Source organism: Methanomicrobium sp. W14, assembly GCF_017875315.1.
GTDB lineage: Archaea > Halobacteriota > Methanomicrobia > Methanomicrobiales > Methanomicrobiaceae > Methanomicrobium.
In genome coordinates this window covers 620,349-643,370 of sequence record NZ_JAGGMM010000001.1, presented here as the reverse complement: position 1 = coordinate 643,370, position 23,022 = coordinate 620,349, and the positions used below count along the sequence as shown (strand labels likewise).

The following is a 23,022-nucleotide window of genomic DNA, read 5'->3' as shown; positions in this document are numbered from 1 at the left end:
TTTATGAAATGCAATAATACTTTTAAGTGATATGTGGAATTGATGAAGCCGGAAAAGGTTCTGTTTTTGGTCCTATGGTAATTGGGGGTGTATCCGGATCTTCTTTGGCTGATTTTGAAGAAAAAGGTTTTATGGACTCAAAAAAACTGACTCCTTCAAAACGTGAGGCAATGTACGATGATATAGTCTCTTCATTTCAGGCGACTTCAGTTGTTATTGAAGCGCATGAAATCGACGATTATCGCATGCACCTTTCTATGAACATAATTGTTGCAAAGGCACATGCGCGTGCAATAGATAACCTCGGTCCCGATACGGCATATGTGGACGCATGTGATGTGAATGAGAAGCGTTACGGGGCATGTGTTCATGAGTATCTCAAAAGACCCTTAACAGTAATCTCTGAGCATAAGGCTGACGATAGATATGCAGTTGTCGGTGCCGCGTCGATTGTTGCAAAGGTTACACGTGACAGGCTTATTGAAAGGCTGTCTGAGGAGTATGGAGATATCGGAAGCGGTTATCCTTCTGATCCAAAAACAATAGGATATTTAAGGGATTATATTGAAAAATCCGGAGAATGTCCTGTTTTCTGCCGCAAAAGCTGGAAAACTGCTCTAAATATGAAAAAAAATATACAGCAGAAAAGTATTCTGGAATATTATTAATCCTTCTTTTAACCTGCCGTGTACCCGTTTTTTTTGCATCTGCACAAATTAAATCTCGTCATTTTTTGGTATATATATCTTTTAATGCCGGCAGGGTATGAGAGATAATTCTATAGAGAAATTTCATCTTTGGTGCAGGCGATATTATTAGTCAGATGGAATTGCTTTTAGTGGTGCTTTTTTGTGTGGCACTATATATTTTAATAGCAGGCTATATTAAGGCAAATAATCTCTGGGAAGATTATGTGACATTTTACGGGCCGATTCTTGCTCTTAAAACCGATAACGTCAGATTTTTTGACAGGTTCATTCCATATTCACGTTTTTTCAGGGTTTATGGAACTGCTGGAGCTCTAATGGTGGTTGTGGTCTCGGTTATAATGTCGCTGATGCTTATACTGACACTTCAGAGATCAATTGCATCGCCGCCTTCGCCTACAGGGATATATGAACCGCAGAACATACTGGCAATACCTGGAATTAATGAATTCCTGCCTTTGTCTTTTGCTGTACTGTTTGCATTTGTGATGACTCTTGTAGTGCACGAGGGTGGTCATGGGATTCTTGCAAGGGTCGAGGGTATGAAAGTCAAAAGTACAGGACTTTTATTTTTTGTTGTACCCATAGGTGCTTTTGTTGAACCTGATGAAGAGGACGTGGAAAGTGCAAAGCCAATGTCAAAGATAAGAATGTTTGGTGCGGGTATTACCAACAATATTCTTGTGGCTTTTTTGAGTTTTATTATTCTTGTAGGTATGATGAGTTTTGCAGTGCCTTCTGATACTCCGTATTTAAAAGGTGTATATCAGGACTACCCTGCACAGAATGCAGGGATACCTGCAAACTCGGTTATTGTTGCAATAAACGGAATCCACATAGATTCAAGAAGTCAGCTTACCGACATTCTGAACAAAACAAGTCCCGGGGACACTGTTACTCTTACGATAAATAAGAATAGTCAGCTTAAGGATTATACAGTTATTCTGGATGAATGGCCGGAAGAGCTCGGACAAAAAAGTTCAGGATTTATGGGTGTATATTATTATGATGCGACCTCTGTAAAAAATGTCTATGATAAGATTATAAAAAGCCCTCTCGGGCCGCTTCTTTTAGTATATGTTCCTATAAATGCGGTTATGGAAGACGACAGCCTCGGTCTTGGAATTCTGGCGTTTGATTCTCCTGATTCCGTGGCATGGCAGGTTCCCTTCATCGGGTTCTGGACTGTCGTTCAGGTATTTTTCTGGATGTTCTGGCTCAATTTTGCTGTTGCGACATTTAATGCACTTCCTTTTGTCCCCCTTGACGGAGGATACATTATGCAGGAAGGTGTAAAAAAATTTTTTGAAAAGAGAAACCTTCCCGGAAAATACGCAAACCTTGTGGTCGCTGCTATAAGCTGGTTTATGATACTTGTTGTAATCTCAATTCTTGTTGTGCCGTATCTGTCTATGGTATGAAAAATCCTGAAATTTTTTTTCGTTAATTTTTACTTTTGCCTGAAACTTTGTTCTCTTTAAGACCTGCTGGTGATTGTAAAACAAAATTTACATGTGATGTTTCAGCAAAAGTTCCACAATTTAAGAATTTTGTATGGGGGGGTATTTTTAGATGTCCTAAAACAAGCATGATCCGGGTTTTTTTGGAGTTGTCGGAATCTGAAAATATGCGCATTGCAAGGTGAGAAATATATATTCTAAAAAAAATAATTAATTAAAATTGTTTTTTTAAACGGCAAATTTATCAACAATTTTATATTTATTTATATATTATACAAGCATTGTAAAGCTTTTATCTGAAACAAACTTATAAAAACAATTATTTTATTTGGATGTTCAATAATGGAAAAGAACTTTGAATAATTTAAGGTTCTGACTATTTTGAATTTAATTTGTGCAAAAATGGCTGATTTAAATAGTTTTAATTTGTATGAATTTCTTGTTGCAAATATTAATCCCGGCAATCAATATCTCATAAAAAATAAAATATATTCCATTAAATAGTTTTTTAACTCTGTGAGGAATTATTCTTTTGATAATCTATCATGCAACAGTTTAAGCGTTTGCAAAAATTGTGCTGTAAAATCTGATTGAAAAAGTAAAAACCGCATCTCAATGTAATTGCAAAAACAGAATTGACAAAACAGAATATAAAATTCCTGTCTGAAGTCACAGGAATTTTATCTTTCAATTTATATGCGGCATAATTTAAAAAATAGGAAGTGAAAGAAATGAAAACTGACGGGCGTAGCGTCGGGGTGCATCACATCGATGCAGAAAGAAAGGACCTGCTTCAGAATCTTGCAAAAGAAAACGGAACACCGATTTTTGTTGTAGATCATGAGCAGATTAGGCAAAATTACAGGGAATTCAAAGAGCGCCTGCCGGATGTTCAGATATATTATGCAGTAAAGGCAAATTCAAATCCTGAAATTGTAAAAACGCTGTATGAACTGGGTTGCAGTTTTGACGTTGCCTCAATGCCTGAATTCATGATAGTCTATGAAAACATAAAGCACTTGCCGGAAAATGAGCAGCTGGACTGGATTTATGATAAGATAATTTATGCAAACACCATAAAACCTGCCGAAACGCTTCAGGCGCTTGATCATTACCAGCCTCTTGTCACATTTGACAATATTGAGGAGCTGAAAAAGATTAAGAAATATGCACCACATGCGGGCCTTGTTCTTCGTTTAAGGGTTCCGAATACAGGATCAATGGTGGAGCTGTCCTCGAAATTCGGTGTAGACCCGTGCGATGCAGCAGACCTTATTGTCACGGCTTTTGAAATGGGGCTTGTAGTTGAGGGACTCAGTTTCCATGTAGGGAGCCAGTGCACAAATTTTGAAAACTACATTCAGGCACTTGAAATTTCTGCAAATATCCTGGCTGAAGTAGAATCAAGAACCGGTGAAAAAATTAATCTGCTGGATATCGGAGGCGGGTTCCCGGTAAAATATCATCCCGGTGTAAAGTCCATAAAAGACCTTTCAAAGCAGCTTAATGAAGAGTTTGAACGCATTCTGCCTTCAGGCATCCAGATTATGGCAGAACCGGGAAGATTCCTTGTGGCGAATGCCTGCACTGTCGTTGCAAAAATTGTAGGAAAGGCGTTTAGGGATGGAAAACCCTGCTATTACATAAACGATGGTGTATATCATACTTATTCAGGACAGGTCTTTGATCACTGCACCTATCCCGTATGCTCTTTCAAGGAGGGAGAGCCGCAGATCTCGGCTGTTTTTGGCCCGACGTGTGATGCATTCGATACAATTACCCTATCTGCCGAACTTCCGCCTCTCGAAATCGGAGACCTGGTATACTCTGAAAATATCGGGGCCTATTCTCATGCCTCATCTACGTATTTCAATGGTTTTCCTCCTGCAAAGGTTGTTCATATCAATAAATAAGTACCCTCTGTGAACAAGGTCAACAATTTTTTTAGCCTGGACAAAAATCCGGGTCATCCTGTTTATGTTAAAGGAATAGGGATATCCGGTTTTTATTTTTTGAAATAATAAGGAAATGTTTATTGCCGTTGAACGCGACGATTCAAAAAACAAAAGGTTGTGGGTTTATGGATATTGTTAAAATACCAAAGATGGAAGTTGAGGAGTATAACAGACTTATTCAGGACGGATATGTATGCAGGATTGCCTTTCAGGGGGAGAAATATCCTTATCTGGCGCCCTTTTTATACGTTTTTGACGGCAAATTCCTTTATTTCCTTTCTACGAAATATGGAAGAAAAAATGATCTTTACAGGCTGAATCCGCATGTTTCTGTTGAAATTGAGCGTTATTCCGGTGATCTGTCCTGTTATAATTTTGTGACTCTTCAGGGGTACCTTATCCAGGAGAATGACGCCATAACAAAAAAACGTATAAGAAAAGAATTTATCAATATGATCAGGGATAAAAATCTTTCCCAGAATATTCTTGCAGCACTTGGTCATGAGCCGTCAGAACCCTTGGAATCTATTGCAACAGAAGAGAGATCAAATATCTGGAAGCTTACCGGAGTTACTGATATAGTAGCCCTGAAAAACAAATAATTCTATAATTATTTTAGATTTTGTATTGCGCATTACGGCCTGCAAAAAGTAAATATATATTAAATCTATATTCTCTGGATAACGGGGGCGTCTATTGATGGAAAAGATGATTGCAGACCTGAAAGACCTGAACTGGGAAACAAAGGTGGAAAAGAGCATAAAACCGGTTTTTGTAATGTTTTACAGTGACAGCTGTTCGCACTGCCGTAATATGATGCCTTTTTTTGAAAAAATGTCAGAAGAGTATCGTGATGTCGTAATCTTCGGCAGACTGGACGTTGATAAAAATGTCTGGATAAGAGAACGTTATGGAATAATGTCAACGCCTACATTTAAGTTTTACTGCAGGGGAAAACCTGTTGCGGATATTGTAGGTGAAGTATACCCCGCAATGCTTAGGAAGATGGTAGATGACATGATTGAGAACGGGCATGAGTGCGCTGAAAAGTCATCTGCTATTGATTATGAAATAACAGGCTATGCATGAAATCCGGCTGGTGGCGACTCGTATCTTTTTTTACCGTGAATTTTAAACGTAATATAAGCTGTAAATTTACAGGATGATACAAATTATGACAGAATCCAGATTGGTGTATAATTCAGATGCAGATGATCTAGAGAGAAAAATTTGCTATAAATTCAGGAACAGAAACCTTCTTTTAAGGGCTTTAACCCGCCATGCATACGCAAAAGAGAACAGCCTGAAAGATTCCGATTATATGGATGCATATGCGACTCTTGGTGATGCCGTTATAGATGTTGTTGCAATCTCGTACCTGATAAATGAAGGAGAACATGAGAAGGGAGTAATTTCGGCAAAAAAAGCGGATCTTGTGAATATGAGCAGCCTTCGCAGTCTTGCCGAGTCTATGGAGCTTGAAAAATATGTTCTTTGGGGTAAAGGAGAACAGAGACAGCATATCTGGACCTCGGGGCGTGTACTCGCCGAATGTGTGGAATCAATTTCAGGTGCCTTATATATCGACGGCGGAATTGATTCAGTCCGTGAATTTCTTGAGGGCACAGGATTTTTTTCAGTGAAAAAATATTAGTCCCAAAAAAAGCTTATTTTGCAGGTACGCCGTTTTATTTCTGTTTAAAACCGGATTTTAATAATGTTGAGCTTTTTTTATTTTTTTACGTATCTGATTTTTAGAGGGTCTAATCAGGGCATATAAAATTTAAGTTCAGTTTTTTTCCAAAAACTCTTTTGAATATTTTTGCGTCTTCCTCCAGCGACCACCGTTCTATATTGCATTCACTTTTAGACTCTAGGTTAAGTGAATAGTCATCGCCTAAATCTGAAAAATACGCCTTTTCAACTCTTCCGTCATGGCTTCTTTCCATATGTTCAGCCATCCTCAAAAAAAGAGACAGAATAATAACGGCATTCTGGTCGTGTTCATTAAGCCTGCTGAATACAGGACTGTCCTTTTTAGGCATCTTTTTCCTGTGATACTTTGTGATAAGACCGATTATCTCAACCTCATTTTCGTTGAAACCTAGAAGGGGAGCATTTGTGATGACATAATACGAATGGTTCTGGTGCTGTGAAAAGGAAATAAACTGACCGATATCGTGCAGGTATGCTGCGTACCTGAGTATCTCCTTTTCCTTGTCACCAAAGCTGTGAAAGCCGGTCTCTTTTCCCGAATCAAACAGGCCCAGTGACAGGCGGATTACGTTTTTGGCATGAGTTTCATCTATTCTGCACGACTTTCCTAGCTGCTGTACACTTCTTTCTCTTACAGGCATCTGCTCTGCATGCGGAAACCCGGGAAGTTTGGAAAGGTAGTCAAAAAGCATTCCGTCTCTTAAGCTCCTGTCAGAAATTTTAATCTCTTTTATGCCTGCCTCGTTGAGAATAGTGTACAGGATTATGGCTCCTGCAACGATTATATCGGCACGTTCAGGGTTAATTCCGGGAATATTCTTTCTTTCGTCAAGATTTTTTTTGCACAGGTATTCGATGAGATAATGCAGTTCATCAAGCGTGAGATAGTCACTGCCTGAACTGTTTTTTGACTGGATTACATGATTTTTTATATCTGCAAGCGCCTGAATAGTTCCTGAACTGCCTATTGCTCCTGAAAGTTCAAATTTTTTGATATTCTTTGATACATAAACAATTTTACTGAGGATGTGTCTTTTGATCTGTTCATACCGGGCGGCTGATACCGTTCCCTGGTAATTTTCCGTGAAAAATTTGTTTGTAGTTCTTATTGCGCCAAGTTTGAGGCTTTCAAGAAGATAATAATTGAACTGGTCCCCTATTATTATTTCAGTGCTGCCGCCGCCGATGTCGATGAAAAAGTACTTCCCGTTTCCTATATGTACCCCGCTAGAAACCCCAAGGTAGATTAAACGTGCCTCTTCAGTTCCTGAGATAACCTCTATTGGGAGGCCGGCCCCGGTTTTAATTTTTTGCAGGAGCAAATCCTTGTTGAGAGCTTCTCTTGTTGCAGATGTCGCTACTGAAATAATCTCATCTGCACCAAAACTTTTTGAAGTCTCGCAAAATTGTCTGCATACAAGAACAGCCCTTTCTATTGCTGAGTTGTCAAGGTATCTGTGGCTGAATTCACCCTGTCCAAGCCTTACGGTCTCTTTCTGCCTTCTTAAAATGGAATAGGAATAGTTTGGATTCAGGCGTACTACCAGAAGTCTTGCTGAATTGGTACCAAGGTCTATGAAAGCTACTACTTTTTCTTTTAGGCCTTCTGCCAATCCACACTCACCTCTCGTTTGAAAATTTTTTCGAACAGATCGCTTTTTTTAAGTGCAGCTACTTCCTCAGGCAGAAACCTCTTTGGCGACAAGTAGTATATATTGATTTTATTATCTTCTGTTTTTATTTTGATATCCTTTATCAGGGAGAGATGCGTTCTGTCAAGTCCGTCTGCAATTCTTAGGATTGAAGCAAGGATATCTACTGTTTTTTTGTCATTTTCGCTGAGGTTATTGTATATTTTGTGATTATCGGACGGAAGTGCCTTCCTGTGATACCTTGCTATATTTGCGATTATGTATTTGTCATTGTCATTTACATGTGCAATGTCCGTTTTTAGAATAAATCTGGCTGAAAATTTATGATGCTCCTTTGATGAAAGCAAAAGTCCGGTATCATGGAGCATTGAGGCATATATAAGAAGGTCTTTTTCATGTTCACCTAAGTTGTGCAGGGGCTTTAATTCATCAAAAAGTCTCTCTGAAAGGTATGTAACGTGAAGAGGGTGCCTTAGATCTGCTGAGTTGTCATATAATAAATCTATAATTCTGTCTTTTTGGTTATTTTTCATAAGTTTTGTTCATCTCCGGCGTGCCTGATTATGTCCAGGGGTTTTCCCTCCCTGTAAATTCTTGCAAAAGCATCAGGAAGATTATTCTGATAAATTCCCTTTACTGCTTTTTCTATGTCATAGGGAATTCTAACATGGTAAAGTGAAAACGGTTTGACCGTCAGAAGAGCATAGCAGGCTCGTGGGTCACCGTCTTCAGGACGTCCGACACTTCCTGTATTTATAAACCATTTCCCATTGATTTCCTTTGCAAAAGGCAGATGAGTATGCCCGGATACAATTATGTCAGCCCCTGTTTCCTTGAGGAATTCTTCCAGTCTTGGAACAGGTGTGTCTTCATCGATATATTCCTTAATCGATTCAGGGCTTCCATGAGTAATATACAGTGATTTATCTTCAATACTGAGCCTTATGTACCTTGGCAGGGACTTCAGGTATCTCCTGCTGTCACCGGAAAGATTTTTGTATGCCCATGACATGGCGAGCTGTTTGTATCTGTTCCTGTTTTTCCTCTTCTTTTTTTTGGATTTCTGATTTAAGACTGATATATCGTAATTTCCTATGACACTGATGGCATGCTCTTTTCTAAGACAGGATACAACATCTTCTGGAAAGGCACCGTATCCGACAAAGTCTCCAGTATTTATAATGATTCCGGCCCCTCTTTCCCTGGCATCCGCAAGTACGGCTTTGAGTGCGGGAAGATTCGCATGGATGTCACCTATAAGGGCAATCTTAACATTTTCAATCTTTCCAGAGGATGCAATATAGTTTTCAGAAATCTGGAGAGGAATCGATATGGTTTTTCTTACGGACTCCCATTCGTTGTTTTTCTTTAATTCATCCCAGTACTCCGTAAATTCATCATACAGTGATTTCCTTTTAAGAATTCTGTCTTCTCTTAAGTGCTCTATGCCGGGGATTATCACATTGCAGAAGTCCATATTTCCGAAGAAAGCCAGGACTCTTCTTTTCTCCTGTTCAAGAAACTGCGTCAGAAATTCAGACCATACATCGCAGTCATGTATTTCTCCCAGGAGGTCCTGCAGCCTTTTTACGGACTTTATATGGTCTTTCATATCGTTGTCATACAGATCTGAGAAAGCTTCCATTGTGTATCTCAGCCTTTTCGCAGCGATCCGCATCTCGTGGTGCATCCTTTTGTTTTCAGGATCACTGACATACCTTTCGTACCAGAACAGACCCTCCATTTTCATTGAAATCCCATAGAATGCCTTTTCAAAAGCGTAGGGTGAATGGATGTCAATATTTTCAATTTTTGATCTGACAATTATTTTCTGGAGTTTTTCAGCCATTTCATCGACTATTCCTGACGATTCAAGGGTCTCCGTTTCTTTGATGACGTACGGCTGCAGTGATTTTCTGTCCTGTTTCAGCCTGAGTTTAAGGCACTCCAGACCGGGCAGAAGCGGATTTGTTACGGGGAAATATACAGGAGGTTCGTTTTTATCACTTAATGCAGGAGATTTTGTGTTTTTCTTAAATACATTTGACAGGTATGTTATAATTCTCTGGAAAAAGCCGGTCTTCTCTTTTTCTGCTGCCTCTTCAGGTTCTGCAGCTACGATAACAGTAGTTTCACTGGTGTTTTTGACAGTGTCAACCGGAGATTCGGGGGCAAACAGGGATTTCTGAACAGGAAAGTCCCTTTCTGAAATTCCGTCAATGTATTTATTCAGGAAATCTATTTGAACGTCCTTGTCCCTTGCCTCCCCTAACGCTTTTGTAAGGGAACGGATCTTTTTTTTCCAGGTTTTCAGGCTTTTGCCGTCGAAGCATTCGCTGTACAGCGGAAGGGCCGCACGGATTCTTCTTGTGGCAACCCTGCACCTGTGAACATATTCAATGTCAGATGATGCTTTAACGCCGTCAGTCTCGGCGCTTAGTGCGTTTAAAAGCGGAAGGATAGTCTGTGCAGCATAAAGGCAGTAACCAGGGTCACCTCCTGCATTATCTTCAGCTTTCATTTTTTATCTCCTGGATTTTAGATTTTATTTCGTTTTCAATAGTTGAAAGTGTCTGAATTCTTGCATTGTATTTGTTGTTTCCAAGGACTATGTTCCAGGGGCATTTCTCTGTACTGGTAAGCCTTACCATATCCGATACTGCCAGTTCGTATTTGTCCCACTTTGACCTGTTGCGCCAGTCTTCTTCGGTAATTTTCCACTGCTTGTAAGGGTTGTTCTGGCGTTCACGAAACCTTCTGAGTTGCTCGTCTTTATCGATGTGCATCCAGAATTTTATGACAACAGCCCCCCATTCCAAAAGCTGCTCTTCAAGCTCATTGATCTCATGGTATGCCCTCTGCCATTCATAGTCAGAGCACAGTTCTTCAACTCTTTCAACGAGGACCCTGCCGTACCAGCTCCTGTCAAAAATTCTTATCATTCCCGGTATCGGGAGTTCCTTATAAAACCTCCACAGGTAATTGTACTTAAGTTCAGCGTCGCTGGGTGCGGATATGGGTATTATCCTGTATCCTCTGGGATTGAGGTATTCAGTAAACCTGACAATAGCTCCGCCTTTTCCCGATGCATCCCATCCTTCGAAAAGTAATATCAGTGGAATTCTTTTTTTGTACAGTTCGGCCTGAAGTTTTTGGATCTCTTTTCCGTGCTTCTTTTTTAATTTTAAATAATCATCTCTGTTAAGGGGATTGTCCGGCTCTGCATCAGGAAGCGTGAATCTTTCAGGAGCGGGGATATATTTAAGGCGGGCAAACTGGCTGTCTGAAGTTTTTCTTGCTGAAAGAAAGTCTTCAGCATACTTAATCAGCAGTCTGTATGTCTTTATTACGGCAAAATTTGGGTCATCCGATTCGATAATGTTCCACGGAGCGAAATCATAGTCTGTCTCATTCAGGATGTCGTCGATATAAGGGTAGTATTTGTCATAGTCGTCATTCGGGTTCCAGTCGGTGTTTTTGATGTAATACTTCAGGCACGGATCGTCATCCGGATTTTTGAATCTTTTTTTCTGCTCATGCTTTGAGATATGCAGGAATAATTTTATGATAAGATAACCGTCGTCATAAAGCTGCCTTTCAAATATGCCGGAATAATTTATCGACACCCTGCATTTCCTTGAAATCCTTATGTCTTCATGCAGAATCCTGCTGTACCAGCTTCTGTCAAAAATGACAATATTGCCTTTAGACGGAATTCTTTTCCAGAACCTCCAGAACAAAGGCATAGACTTTTCGGCAGTGCCCGGGTCTCCGATGTGATAAAGAGTGTAACCTCTGGGATCAAATGAGCGGATGACTTTATTGCATACTTTTGCGATTCCTGCTGCGTCCCATCCCTCAAAAACTATAATCACAGGTATTTTCGAATTTCTGAGTTCACGCTGAAGTTCTCCCAGTCTTAACTTAAGGGAGTCAATCTCTTCATTGTAATCATGCTTTGAAATTTTTAGATCAGGATTCACATTTTTGAGCATATTGTTTTCACTTATTCCCGGCTGACATTTAATGAAAAGATGGGATATAATATAAATACTTCCTGTAAAGACATAAAACGAAAATCAGGGATGATTTTCGTTCCATTCTCCCCGGTGTTCTATCATCCATTTCTGTGAATCACACGGCTTGTCATCATTTCTGTTTACACGTACATATGTACCGTCTGAAAGAAGCATTCTTGAGTTTACGTTATCCGCGAAATGAATATTTAAAATTTTAATAAGGTCTTTTTTGATGTTATTATCTTTTACAGGGACCAGTATCTCTACTCTTCTGTTCAGGTTTCTGGGCATCATATCGGCGCTTCCGGTAAGAAGAACAGGGTCGCCGTTGTTGCCAAACATATACAGTCTGGTATGTTCAAGGAAACGTCCTACTATTGAAGTACATTTTATGTTATCACTTACGCCGGGAATTCCCGGGCGCAGGGAGCATATGCCTCTTACCTGAAGATCTACTTTGACACCGTTCTGCGAGGCATCGTATAATGCCTTTATAACATACGGGTCAACAAGCTGGTTCATCTTTAGTGCAATATACCCGTTGCCGTTTATGTTCTGGTTATTTATTTCATTTTGAATGTAACCAATAATTTCTTCTCTCATCGTGCCTGTTTTCCCAAAGGAGACCAGCAGGGAGTCATATTTTATTTTTCCGGAATGCCCTGTCAGAGCGTTGAAAAGGTCGGCTGCATCACATCCTATTGCACTGTCGCAGGTCATTATGCCAAAATCCGTATAGACTCTTGCAGTGATGGGATTATAGTTTCCTGTCCCGAAATGAACGTAAGTGGTCATCCCTTCTTTTTCGCGCCTGACAATCATACAGAGTTTCGCGTGGACTTTTATTCCGACAATTCCGTAGACTACATGAACACCGGACTGTTCAAGTTTTTTTGCCCATTCAATATTGTTTTCCTCGTCAAAGCGTGCTTTCAGTTCTACCATGACGGATACCTGTTTTCCGTTCTCCCTTGCCCTCATAAGGTATTTTACAACCGGGGAATTTTTGCCTACCCTGTATAGGGTCTGCTTTATCGCAATAACATCGGGGTCATCTGCTGCCTGTTTAAGCAGGTTAATTACCGGGTTGAAACTGTCATAAGGATGATAAAAAAGAATGTCCCCGTTTTTTATAGTCTGGAAAATATCTTTATTTTCATCTTCAAAACCGCACGGGTAAAAAGGAAGATAAGGTTTGTCCTTTAGATCCGGTCTGTCAATGTCCATAAACTCCATCAGGTCGGACTTTTTTAGCGGGTCGTCGTTTGTATATACATCAGTGCTTGAGAGTGAGAGTTTTTGTGCAAGGATTATTCTCACCCATTTGGGCATTGATCTGTTTACTTCAAGGCGTGTAGGAAGGCCGGTTCTTCTGAGGCCGACACTTTCCTCTATAGCAGTCAAAAGGTCAGATGCCTCATCCTCTTCTATTTCGATGTCAGCATCCCTTGTTACAACAAAAGGGTAGCAGTTTACGACATCCATTCCGGGGAATAGCAGATCGACGTTCGATGCTATCAAATCCTCAATGAATACAAAATTGAATTCTTTTCCGTTTTTGTCAAGGCCATGACAGTGCACGTTTTCGGGCGGAACCTGTATCAGTCGTCTGAATGCATCTCTTGGGACTTTAACTCTTGAAAAGATCATTCCGGCATCAGGATCATTTATGATAACAGCAAGATTCAGGCTTAAATTTGAAATGAAAGGGAATGGTCTTCCAACATCAAAAGACATGGGCGTTAGTGCCGGGAATACCTCTTTTTCAAAATATTCTCTCATGCAGTTTTTCTGTTTTTTTGAAAGGTCCTTGTATTTGTGAATGTTTATCTTCTCTTCAGAGAGCAGTTCTACAAGAGTGTCACGCCACAAAGTATCGGCCTCACGAATCTGAAGCTTTACCTCCTTTCTTATCTCTGTTAACTGTTCCGTAGGAGTAAGACCGTCCGGGGGGGATTCCAGAACACCTCCTTTTATCTGTCTTCTGAGCCCGGATACACGTATCATCATGAATTCATCCAGGTTACTTGAAAAAATTGACAAAAATTTTATCCTTTCAAGCAAAGGATGGTTTTCGTTTTTTGCCTCTTCCAGAACTCTGAGATTGAATTCAATCCAGGATAATTCTCTGTTTATAAAGAGTTTGTTGTCACCGGAATCTTCTGTGGGCATAGTTATCTACCTTTTATTTTAAAACAAAATTAATTTATTTCAATATTTTTGCCTTTAATCATGTAGTATATCTTTTCACCCATAAGGCATGCATGGTCTCCCATTCTTTCGAGGTATCGTGATGCCATTACGTACTCTATACATGCGGATATGTTCTTGTTGTCTTCCATCATGTAGGTGATGCTCTCCCGGAATATTGTCTTTTGAAGGTTGTCAATATCCTCTTCGCGTTTGGAGAAGGTGCATATAATATCTGCATCATTGTTCTCAAATGCATTGACGCAGTCAGAAAGCATTGAAACGACACATTCAGCCATATGGCAGATTGAATTCATTATTCCCAGATGTGACAGTTGCGGCAGGAGATCAACGAAATTCGTTATTTCTTTAGCGTTTCTTCCTACCCTGTAGAAAGATGTGTTCATCTGGCTTATGCAGGTAATCGTCCTGAGGTCATCGGCTACAGGCTGGAATAGAGACAAAATTCTCATTATTTCGTCATCTATTTTTTTGTTGTAGTCATGAAGTTTTCTTTTTCTTGAGTATACGTCTTCTGCGAGTTTGTCGTCGAGTGTATTCAAAGCCTTAAGGGAATCGGAGAACATGTGTATTGAAAAGTGCCCCATCTCCACAGTAAGCGTTTTTAGTGAATCAATCTCCTCATGAAATTTTTCAGACATTTTTTGCCTCCTTTTTTTATCCGAATCTGCCTGTAATGTAATTGTTTGTAAGTTCCTCATCCGGTGACGAGAATATCTTTTCAGTATCCCCAAATTCAATGAGCTCTCCGAGATACATGAACCCGGTATAGTCGCTGACTCTTGACGCCTGTTGCATGCTGTGGGTAACGATTATGACTGTGTACTCTTTTTTCAGTTTGTCTATCAGGGATTCTATTTTGGCTGTTGCTATGGGGTCCAGTGCCGAACACGGTTCATCCATCAGGATCACTTCGGGTTCCACGGCAAGGGTTCTTGCGATGCATAGTCTTTGCTGCTGCCCTCCTGAAAGTCCCATCGCAGAGTCGTTCAGCCTGTCATGGACTTCTTTCCACAATGCTGCCCTTTCAAGGGATTTTTCCACGATTTCATCAAGGGTTTTGCGATCCTTTATTCCGTGGACACGCGGGCCGTATGCAATATTGTCATATATGGTCTTTGGGAAAGGATTCGGGTGCTGAAAAACCATCCCTATCTTCTTTCTCATATTTACAACGTCCACCCCTGAAGAGTAGAGATTTTCTTTGTGGTACAGAATCTCTCCTGTTATTTTGCAGTCGTCAACAAGGTCGTTCATCCTGTTGAAACAGCGGAGAAGAGTTGATTTTCCGCATCCCGAAGGGCCTATAAGGGCTGTGACCCTGTTTTTGTAAATCTTTATGTTAACCTCATTCAGGGCTTTTTTTTCGCCGTAATAAAGATCTAAATTCTTTGTTTCAAGTATCGTTTCTGCATCGACCATTTTTGTCACCACTTTATAGATTTCTGATAATGATTTCTTAGAGCAATTGCAATGAGGTATATTATCACTACGAACCCGACAAGAACAAGCGCCGTTCCGTACTGGTTTGTCCTGGCCCCCGGAATATTGGTTGAAAGAATGTACAGGTGATAAGGCAGCGCCATAACGGGATCAAATTCGGATGAAGGCAGATATTTTGTGGAGAATACAACTGCCGTAAACATAATCGGTGCAGTCTCTCCTGCCGCTCTTCCTATTGAAAGAATTGTTCCTGTTATTATTCCCGGAAACGCGGGAGGAAGAACAACTTTTCTTATTGTCTGCCATTTTGTCGCCCCTAAAGCAAGGCTTCCGTGCCTGACTGACTGGGGTACGCTCTTAAGGGCTTCCTCTGTAGTCCTGATTATGGTAGGAAGAATCATAAGTCCCAGAGTAATCTGTCCTACAAGAAGGCATACTCCGAGGTTCAGGTAAATTACGAGGAAGGCAAAGCCGAACAGACCGAAAACAATTGAGGGAGTCCCGTTTAATAGGTCGACACCCGAACGTATTATTGCGGTAAGTCTGCTCTCCTTTGTATACTCGACAAGATATACGGCCGCACCTACACCAACCGGAAGGGCAAAGATGATTGATCCTGCAACAAGGTACAGTGTGCCTACAATTGCAGGGAATATTCCGCCTTCTCTTCCAAGGTCTCTGGGTGACTGTGTTAAAAATTCCCATGACAATGCCGGCAGGCCTTTTGAGACTATGTCGTAAAGTATTATTGCAAGAACCAGGAGGACGACTGCAATAGACAGGTAAAGCAAAATGAAAGCTATTTTTTGTGAAGCTGACGGACTCAGCCTGTTATGAAGAATATATGCTGCAGCAACCACCGCACAGTATGCAATAGCGGTAGATATCCCGAACAGCAGTATAACGAGAATTACGGAAACAACAAAAAATACAGACTGAATCTGATTTTTATTTATATTTACATTTGACAGACATTTTTTCAGAATGTTATGTTTTTTTGTGTTTGTTCCTGAAGAAGAGCTGTTCAGTTTTTTCAGGATATTTCTGGCGCCTATATTTACTATAAGGGTTATAGCAAGCAGAAGGACCGCAACGCCGAAGAGGGCGTAATAATGTTCGCTGTTTACAGCGACTTCACCCATTTCGATACCAAGTGTCCCGGCAAGTGTTCTTACAGGCGACAGGATATTTGTTATCGGGTCAGGTATAATTCCTGCATTACCTGTGACCATGAGCACCGCCATCGTCTCTCCTATGGCCCTTCCCATACCAAGGATCACCGCTGCCGTTATACCTGAAATTGAAGCAGGAATCAGGACTTTGCTTATTGTCTGCCAGTGTGTTGCGCCAAGGCCCAGTGAACCGTGCTTGTATGATGAAGGAACGGCGCTGATGGCATCCTCGGAAACACTGATTATTGTAGGCAGAGCCATAACTCCCAGAAGAATTGACCCCGCGAGCCAGCACTCTCCAGAAGGGACGTCAAAAGTAATTCTTATCCAGTTCGTAAGGACGACAAGCCCGAAGAAGCCGTAAACAACCGACGGAATTCCTGCGAGAAGCTCAATTACAGGTTTGGCAATCTTTTTAACTTTCAATGGAGCGATTTCGGACAAATATACGGCGCTCCCTATCCCGAGCGGCGTTGCAATAACCATCGCACCGATTGTCACAAGAATCGTTCCGACCCATAAAGGCATTGTCCCGTAACTGGGATTAGACCCCGTTGGATTCCATACTCCCCCAAACAAAAATTCGAATAGGTTAATAGTATGGAATGCAGGAACAGCATCCTTTAACAGAAACACCAGAATAAAAAAGACAGTTAAAACTGCAAAAATTGCGGTTATAAAAAGCACTGCCCTTATTGAGGTTTCAGATAAATTTTTGAACCGGCCTGTTCCGCCATATGTACCTGCAGACCTTATTATACTGCTCATTTTTTTCAAAATCCTAAATAAAAAATGCCGTGAAATTTTCAGATAATTTCATTAAATGGAATTTTTATGGCTTATAAAAAGGTGCCATAAAAAAATGGTGTTTGAATATTATCTTTTAGTAATCTTCCGGCACTTTTTAATAACATGTTCTTACTCAGTCAGACATTGCACCATCCGGTGCCGGTTTAGGCTACTGTCACGTAACCTTCTTTCGTTACAATTGCCTGTCCTTTTGATCCAAGAATGAAGTCAATGTAATCTTTTGCAAGACCTGTCGCTTCACCGTTTGTGAACATGTTCAGACCTCTTGCAATCGGATAGGTACCGTTTAACACGTTGTCAATGTTAGCTTTTATAATCGTTCCGTCTTCGTTAATGTTCAGGGCTTTAACGGAACCATCAAGGTATCCCATACTGAGGTAACCTATGGCACCCGGTGTCTGTGCAACTGTCTGTGCAACTGCACCGTTTGAATTCTTTTCAAGCATTGTTGAGACGAAGTCATCTTCACCCATTATTTTTTCGGAGAAGAACTCTCTTGTTCCTGACGAGCTGTCACGGCCGACTACTACTATAGTCATGTCGTCGCCGCCGAGTTCTTTCCAGTTGGTTATTTCACCGGTGTAGATCTTTTTGATAGAATCCAATGTAATGTCAGACACAGTGTTACCCGGGTATACCACAAGTGCTATTCCGTCCCTTGCAATTACGTGCCGGACAAGGTTTGGATAAAGCTTTTTTTCCGAATCTTTCAGTTCGCGTGATGCCATACCGATATCAGCTGTGCCTTCTCCGACAGCCTGAACACCAACGCTTGAACCTCCGCCTGATACCTGAACGTCAACATTCTGGTTCTCACTCATGTACTCTTCAGCTGAGGCCTGTGCAATAGGCAGAACTGTTGTGGAGCCTGTGACTGTCAGCGTACCTGACACAGCGTTTGTTGCGCCTGTTGTAGAAGAAGGTGTTGCTGATGAACTGCCTTCCCCGGTGCATCCACATATAAACACTGCAAAAACCACGACTGCTGCCAGTGCAACAGTAGTCAGACCAAATTTCTTTCCTGAATTCATTGGTTTTAATTCACCACTATAAAAATTGTAAAGTGCATATAAATGAATTCCCGAAATAAAATACATGGATTACGACTATATATATCCGGATATGATTAAAATATCTTTTATATGTTAAACTATAGAAACCATTACATATGGATATTCGAAAAGTTCAGATGAGCGGCGGATCGTCATATATAGTGTCTCTGCCGAAAAACTGGGTTAAAAAGAGCAAAATAGAAAAAAATGACCCTGTAGGTCTTATAATTCAGGATGACGGAACACTTCTTATAACCCCGAATACAAGTGGTGACCAGATTCAGAAAATATGGGAATGCGAGGTCAGTGCCTCAACTGACAGGACATTCTTCCTAAGGTGCATGATAGGAGCTTATATCTCCGGTTATACCTCTATGAAAATATGGGCCCATGGCAGGCTTCCTTCCTTTGCAATGGAGGTTATACGTGAGTTTACCAATATGGCAATCGGGCAGGAGGTTGTTGAAGAGACAGAGAACACTGTTGTCATAAAAGATCTTCTTAATCCGTCCGAGATGCCTCTTTCTAATACAATTTCAAGGATGTCGGTAATTGTAATTAAAATGCACCAGGACGCTCTTCTGGCCCTTAAGGAAAATGACATTGTACTTTCCGAAAATGTAATATCAAGGGACAATGATGTCGACAGACTTCACTGGCTTATAGGAAGGCAGGCAAATCTTATCCTGAATGACGTAAATCTTTCACGTAAGATGGGAATTTCTGCAGATGACGCAGTGCATTTCTTCCTTACAAGTAGAATTATAGAGCGTGTGGGAGATCACGCGAGTAAAATTGCAAAAAATGTAAAAAGACTGTCTGATAAAAAGATACCCACGGAGATTGTGGCAAATATTGAGGATGTAAGCTCAAACTCATTAAAGATATTCCATTCTGCTATGGAGGCATTTTTTAACGCTGATATAATAAGAGCGAACCAGACCATTATCGATTCAAAATATATTGAAGAGCACTGCAAAAAATTAAATGCCTGCTCTATGGACTTTGAGACGTCTGTTGCCATAAATGTCGTAAATATTTCCGACAGCATAAAGAGGGTTGCCGATTATTCCGAAGACATCTGTGAAAATGTCATAAATGCCGTTGTAGGTATAAATAATAAAATGTAATTACTGATTGTGAATCAATATATTTACTGATAATTTTTTATTCAGGGTACTAAAAAAAGCAGTTACGGCTTTTTAAAAATTTTTGCTAATAATAATATTCTGGTTTTTGGACGCTTTTATCTGGCATTACCACAGTATTTGTCTCTTTCGTATGTCTCAGCAGAGGAGTAAGCATCATATTCCCGCATATTTATTATGTGCCTGTAATTGTTGTCTTCCTTAGGATTAAACAAAAAACCGCTGAAAAAGAACTTTTACTGACAAAACATTCAATAGACACTGACCCTGAAGAAATTTATTTCACTGATGATTCTGGTTCTATATATTATGCAAATAACGCTGTTTGCAGGTCTCTTGGGTATACCAATGAAAAAATGCTGGATCTGAGTCTGCATCATGGCAGGACATAAACGATATAATAAACAGGGTAATCCGGAATGACATTTTTAACAAAATCAGGTTTACTCCGGATATCCCATGGATTGAGGTTTATGCTGACTCTATGCTAAACAAAGTCATTTATAATATTTTTGAAAACTCGCTTCGTCATGGCAAAAATACAACGGAAATAAGGATCTCTTTTTCTCTGAAGGAAAACTGTGGAGTTATGTTTATAGAAGACAACGGGGAAGGTGTTGCCGATAATATGAAAAAGGCTGTTTTTGAAAAAGGAGGTGGATCAAATGCGGGTCTTGGACTTTACTTTACAAAGAAGATTCTTGATATTACCGGTATTACCATAGAGGAGACCGGAAAATATCACGTTGGGGCAGTATTTGAAATATCTGTCCCAAACAGGTACTGGAGAACCAGATGCTGATTTTTTTGAACATAATCAGATGTTCTGGTGAACTTCGTCAAGACTGTAAATCTGTTTATACCCGGAAGTTTTGTAAATATCCAGAATTTTTACAAGTTTGTCAATCTCTATTGGACAATACTTCGTGAGTTCGCATGAAATATTCACGTGTCTTTTTTCGAAATCAATAAACGGAAATTTGTTCATTCTGCTGTTGTGCGTATGTCCGTGAACAATCCACCCTTTATAATTTTCAGGGGCCTTTTTCGGATCGTGGATGAAAAAAAAGGAATAACCTTTGTATCTGAGTTCATAATTGTCGTAAACACTGCATTTTACAGTGTCATGATTTCCCTTTACAAATATTATATTCCCGTTGAGTCTGTCAAGGCATTTCTGTGCGGATTTACTTTCCTGGCCGTATGTGAGGTCTCCGGTAAATATCACGCTGTCTTTATTTCCTATCGTATTGTTCCAGTTTGAAATCAGAACATTGTCCATTGTTTTAGTGTCGTTTTTTATGAACGGGCGTGCGGCAGAACTTATTATTCCAGTGTGGCCGAGGTGGAGGTCAGAGCAGAGATATATTTTGCTTTTGTTTTCTTCTTCTTTTTTCTTATCAGAATTTACTTCTGCATGATATCCTTTTAATATCCTGTATTTTTCAAAGGCTTTTTTCCTGGCTGCGTCATCTTTTGGTCTCAGCCATTCTTTGCACGGGATGCTGAAAGTTTTGTAGACATTTTTATCTACGCGAATATCTATAAAAAGAACATCAAAATGAAGGCAGAGGATACGTGGTGAGTACAGCGGACGGTGATAACCTGCGAAGACTGTTTTTGACAAAATTTTTGAAAAGAGTTCGTTTTTCCCTCCGGTCACACTCCACAGGTTTTTAAATTCGGCAATGCCTTTACTTTCCGCCGCGGGAATGTCATAGTAATTTTTGGAATTTATCATTACATGACTCTCCTTAAGTCCTGATATGGCAATCTGTTTTATTAATGCTTTTGCGATATCGGAATTTTCGTTCAGCGGTTCGACGGAGAAATAAAGCCTGGATATATTATTTGACCTGTTCTTTCTCCACCCGCATGAATTAAAAGAGAGGTAATCGATGCTGTCAAATGAATTTTCAACAGCTTTTAAAAAAGTCTTCAGCCTGTCTTTGTCGGGGAGTGTTATATCAGACAGCTCAATTTCGGTATGTGAAGGAAATTTAAAGTACGGTGCAGCTGATTTGATCTCTTCAATTCTGTCGCTGAATTTTTCAAGTGCCGGTGAAAGGTTCAGGGACAGTGTGACGTTATACTGCAAAAATTAATATCTCCCAAGGTTTTCGAGTTCTTCCCTGATTACAGTCCTTATGTCTTCAGGGTCTATTCCGTGTTTCTCTTTTTTTAAGAGTTTATTCATTGTCCTTATTCCTTCACTTACCGAATTTCCGTATTTTAACGTAATTTCTATTGCGTCTTCCTGAACCCTTACAACTTTAGACATGTTACATTGTGAAACATACCGGCAGTTATATGTTACTATATGTAACGACCATAATCGGGGGATGTTTCAAAATGTAACATCCTATCCTGCATATGCGAGTCTGACAACATTTACTTATGAAATTTTTAGTTTCAGAATCCTAATGTATTGCTATATCCTGCAATCCGGTAAAAGGTATGCCAGGTGAGAGTCAAATTTTGACTTTGGTAATAACAGGAATATACAGTTAGTTTTTCAAAATCAAATCAGATTTCAATAAAAAAGAAATATTTTCATGAGTTTTGCCGGCAAAACACTGTTTATTATGTTTCAGTGTCTTCTTCTTTATTCCCGTTCTCAACTGGTGTTGTCGGGTCCTCAAGTCCTTTAATCTTTTTCTCGATATCTTTTACATATTCGGATGCATCTCCGATATCTTCTTCTGCAGGAGACTTGCCGAGAATAGAATCGTCAAGTTTTGTCTCTCTCCAGCTCTCATCTGTTAAGTCTTCCTCTTCAGCTCCGAGGAACCTGGCACTCTGTTTTATGAGGCTTGAAATTTCAAACGGGAATATGATTTTTGTAGCCTGACCATCAGACATCTGCTTTAGTGCATCAAGAGACAATACCGTAATCGCTTTTTTGTCAAGAGGCCTTGCCCCTAGTGACAGGATTCTTAATCCCTGCGCTTCACCCTGAGACTGAAGGATTCTTGACTTTCTGTCTCCTTCGGCACGAAGTATTTTGCTCTGCCTGTCCCCTTCGGCTTCAAGTATCATGGACTGCCTTTTTCCTTCTGCCGTAAGAATCGCGGATCTCTTTTCACCGTCAGCCCTTAGTATTGCAGCACGCCTCTCCCTTTCAGCAGCGGTCTGTTCAGTCATTGCCTGTTTAACCGCACCTACAGGGTCGACCTCTTTAATTTCTACTCTTTCAACTTTGACTCCCCACTGGTCGGTTTCCCTGTCGAGAATATCCCTCAGCTTGTTGTTTATGACTTCCCTGTTGTACAGGATTTCATCAAGCTCCATATCACCGATGATGCCCCTTAAGCTTGTCTGTGCGAGGGCAACTGTTGCCATGCGGTAATTGGAGACCTCAAAATAGGATTTTTCAGGATCAATAATTTTTACGTAGACAATTGCATCAACATTTGTTGGTGAGTTGTCTTTTGTTATTACTTCCTGCCTGGGCACGTCCATAACCTGTGTCCTCAGGTCAATTTTTTTGATCTCTGTGATGAACGGAATAACCCACCTGAAGCCCGGGTTAAGTCTTCCTATGTACTGACCAAGTCTTATCTGAAGAGCCTGCTCATAAGGCTGAATTATTACAACACCTTTTGCAAATATAAGGACAATCGCAAGTACAAGAATTATTGTAACCACGGTATTGTCCATTCCTAAAAGAACCATTA

At 40.2% G+C, this 23,022-nt stretch carries 21 protein-coding genes; 9 read left to right on the top strand and 12 right to left on the bottom strand.

Annotated elements, in window-relative coordinates:
• Positions 1–26 precede the first annotated feature (26 nt).
• From rnhB to J2128_RS03330, 6 genes are all read left to right on the top strand, one after another.
• Positions 27–668 carry a ribonuclease HII gene (gene rnhB / locus J2128_RS03355; RefSeq protein ID WP_209689629.1) on the top strand — a complete coding sequence of 214 codons (642 nt, stop codon included), beginning with the start codon at positions 27–29 and terminating at the stop codon, positions 666–668.
• Positions 669–823: 155 nt separating this feature from the next.
• Complete coding sequence (locus tag J2128_RS03350) at positions 824–2,128, top strand: site-2 protease family protein (protein WP_209689627.1); 1,305 nt, start codon at positions 824–826, stop codon at positions 2,126–2,128.
• Between the two features lie 770 nt (positions 2,129–2,898).
• Positions 2,899–4,080 (top strand): type III PLP-dependent enzyme, encoded by a 1,182-nt coding sequence (locus J2128_RS03345; protein ID WP_209690196.1) that lies wholly within the window; start codon positions 2,899–2,901, stop codon positions 4,078–4,080.
• Positions 4,081–4,247: 167 nt separating this feature from the next.
• The gene (locus tag J2128_RS03340; RefSeq protein ID WP_209689626.1) at positions 4,248–4,724 is read left to right on the top strand and encodes a pyridoxamine 5'-phosphate oxidase family protein; all 477 of its coding nucleotides are present in this window, start codon (positions 4,248–4,250) and stop codon (positions 4,722–4,724) included.
• A 97-nt stretch (positions 4,725–4,821) separates the two neighbouring features.
• Positions 4,822–5,211, top strand: a complete 390-nt coding sequence (locus J2128_RS03335; RefSeq protein WP_245323288.1) for a co-chaperone YbbN — start codon at positions 4,822–4,824, stop codon at positions 5,209–5,211.
• 85 nt (positions 5,212–5,296) lie between these two features.
• Complete coding sequence (locus J2128_RS03330) at positions 5,297–5,776, top strand: ribonuclease III domain-containing protein (RefSeq protein WP_209689624.1); 480 nt, start codon at positions 5,297–5,299, stop codon at positions 5,774–5,776.
• Between the two features lie 109 nt (positions 5,777–5,885).
• Here the strand turns inward: J2128_RS03330 and J2128_RS03325 are convergent, their stop codons facing one another.
• From J2128_RS03325 to J2128_RS03285, 9 genes are all read right to left on the bottom strand, one after another.
• Positions 5,886–7,451 carry a Ppx/GppA phosphatase family protein gene (locus J2128_RS03325; protein WP_209689623.1) on the bottom strand — a complete coding sequence of 522 codons (1,566 nt, stop codon included), beginning with the start codon at positions 7,449–7,451 and terminating at the stop codon, positions 5,886–5,888.
• On the bottom strand, positions 7,436–8,023 hold the full coding sequence (locus tag J2128_RS03320; RefSeq protein ID WP_209689622.1) for an HD domain-containing protein: 588 nt from the start codon (positions 8,021–8,023) through the stop codon (positions 7,436–7,438). Before J2128_RS03320 ends, J2128_RS03325 begins: the two co-directional genes overlap by 16 nt.
• A complete protein-coding gene (locus J2128_RS03315; RefSeq protein WP_209689621.1) occupies positions 8,020–10,011 on the bottom strand; it encodes a CHAD domain-containing protein in 1,992 nt (663 codons plus the stop codon). The genes J2128_RS03320 and J2128_RS03315 overlap by 4 nt, the downstream gene beginning before the upstream one ends.
• Entirely contained in the window at positions 10,001–11,485 is a 1,485-nt protein-coding gene (locus J2128_RS03310) for a phosphate--AMP phosphotransferase (RefSeq protein WP_209689620.1), read from the bottom strand. Before J2128_RS03310 ends, J2128_RS03315 begins: the two co-directional genes overlap by 11 nt.
• An 84-nt stretch (positions 11,486–11,569) precedes the next feature.
• A complete protein-coding gene (ppk1, locus tag J2128_RS03305; RefSeq protein ID WP_209689619.1) occupies positions 11,570–13,681 on the bottom strand; it encodes a polyphosphate kinase 1 in 2,112 nt (703 codons plus the stop codon).
• Positions 13,682–13,710: 29 nt separating this feature from the next.
• Positions 13,711–14,361, bottom strand: a complete 651-nt coding sequence (gene phoU / locus J2128_RS03300; RefSeq protein WP_209689618.1) for a phosphate signaling complex protein PhoU — start codon at positions 14,359–14,361, stop codon at positions 13,711–13,713.
• Positions 14,362–14,377: 16 nt separating this feature from the next.
• The gene (gene pstB, locus J2128_RS03295) at positions 14,378–15,142 is read right to left on the bottom strand and encodes a phosphate ABC transporter ATP-binding protein PstB (protein WP_209689617.1); all 765 of its coding nucleotides are present in this window, start codon (positions 15,140–15,142) and stop codon (positions 14,378–14,380) included.
• 5 nt (positions 15,143–15,147) lie between these two features.
• On the bottom strand, positions 15,148–17,103 hold the full coding sequence (gene pstA / locus J2128_RS03290) for a phosphate ABC transporter permease PstA (protein ID WP_209689616.1): 1,956 nt from the start codon (positions 17,101–17,103) through the stop codon (positions 15,148–15,150).
• Between the two features lie 185 nt (positions 17,104–17,288).
• Complete coding sequence (locus J2128_RS03285) at positions 17,289–18,176, bottom strand: phosphate ABC transporter substrate-binding protein (protein ID WP_209689615.1); 888 nt, start codon at positions 18,174–18,176, stop codon at positions 17,289–17,291.
• A gap of 137 nt (positions 18,177–18,313) precedes the next feature.
• Here J2128_RS03285 and J2128_RS03280 point away from each other — a divergent pair, with 137 nt between their 5' ends.
• From J2128_RS03280 to J2128_RS03270, 3 genes are all read left to right on the top strand, one after another.
• Entirely contained in the window at positions 18,314–19,327 is a 1,014-nt protein-coding gene (locus J2128_RS03280) for a phosphate uptake regulator PhoU (protein WP_209689613.1), read from the top strand.
• 197 nt (positions 19,328–19,524) lie between these two features.
• On the top strand, positions 19,525–19,737 hold the full coding sequence (locus J2128_RS03275) for a PAS domain S-box protein (protein WP_209689611.1): 213 nt from the start codon (positions 19,525–19,527) through the stop codon (positions 19,735–19,737).
• A gap of 92 nt (positions 19,738–19,829) precedes the next feature.
• Complete coding sequence (locus J2128_RS03270; RefSeq protein WP_209689610.1) at positions 19,830–20,147, top strand: sensor histidine kinase KdpD; 318 nt, start codon at positions 19,830–19,832, stop codon at positions 20,145–20,147.
• Positions 20,148–20,162: 15 nt separating this feature from the next.
• Here the strand turns inward: J2128_RS03270 and J2128_RS03265 are convergent, their stop codons facing one another.
• From J2128_RS03265 to J2128_RS03255, 3 genes are all read right to left on the bottom strand, one after another.
• Complete coding sequence (locus J2128_RS03265; protein ID WP_209689609.1) at positions 20,163–21,443, bottom strand: metallophosphoesterase; 1,281 nt, start codon at positions 21,441–21,443, stop codon at positions 20,163–20,165.
• 3 nt (positions 21,444–21,446) lie between these two features.
• Entirely contained in the window at positions 21,447–21,626 is a 180-nt protein-coding gene (locus J2128_RS03260; protein ID WP_209689608.1) for a hypothetical protein, read from the bottom strand.
• A gap of 302 nt (positions 21,627–21,928) precedes the next feature.
• On the bottom strand, positions 21,929–23,020 hold the full coding sequence (locus J2128_RS03255; protein WP_209689606.1) for an SPFH domain-containing protein: 1,092 nt from the start codon (positions 23,018–23,020) through the stop codon (positions 21,929–21,931).
• Positions 23,021–23,022: the final 2 nt, after the last annotated feature.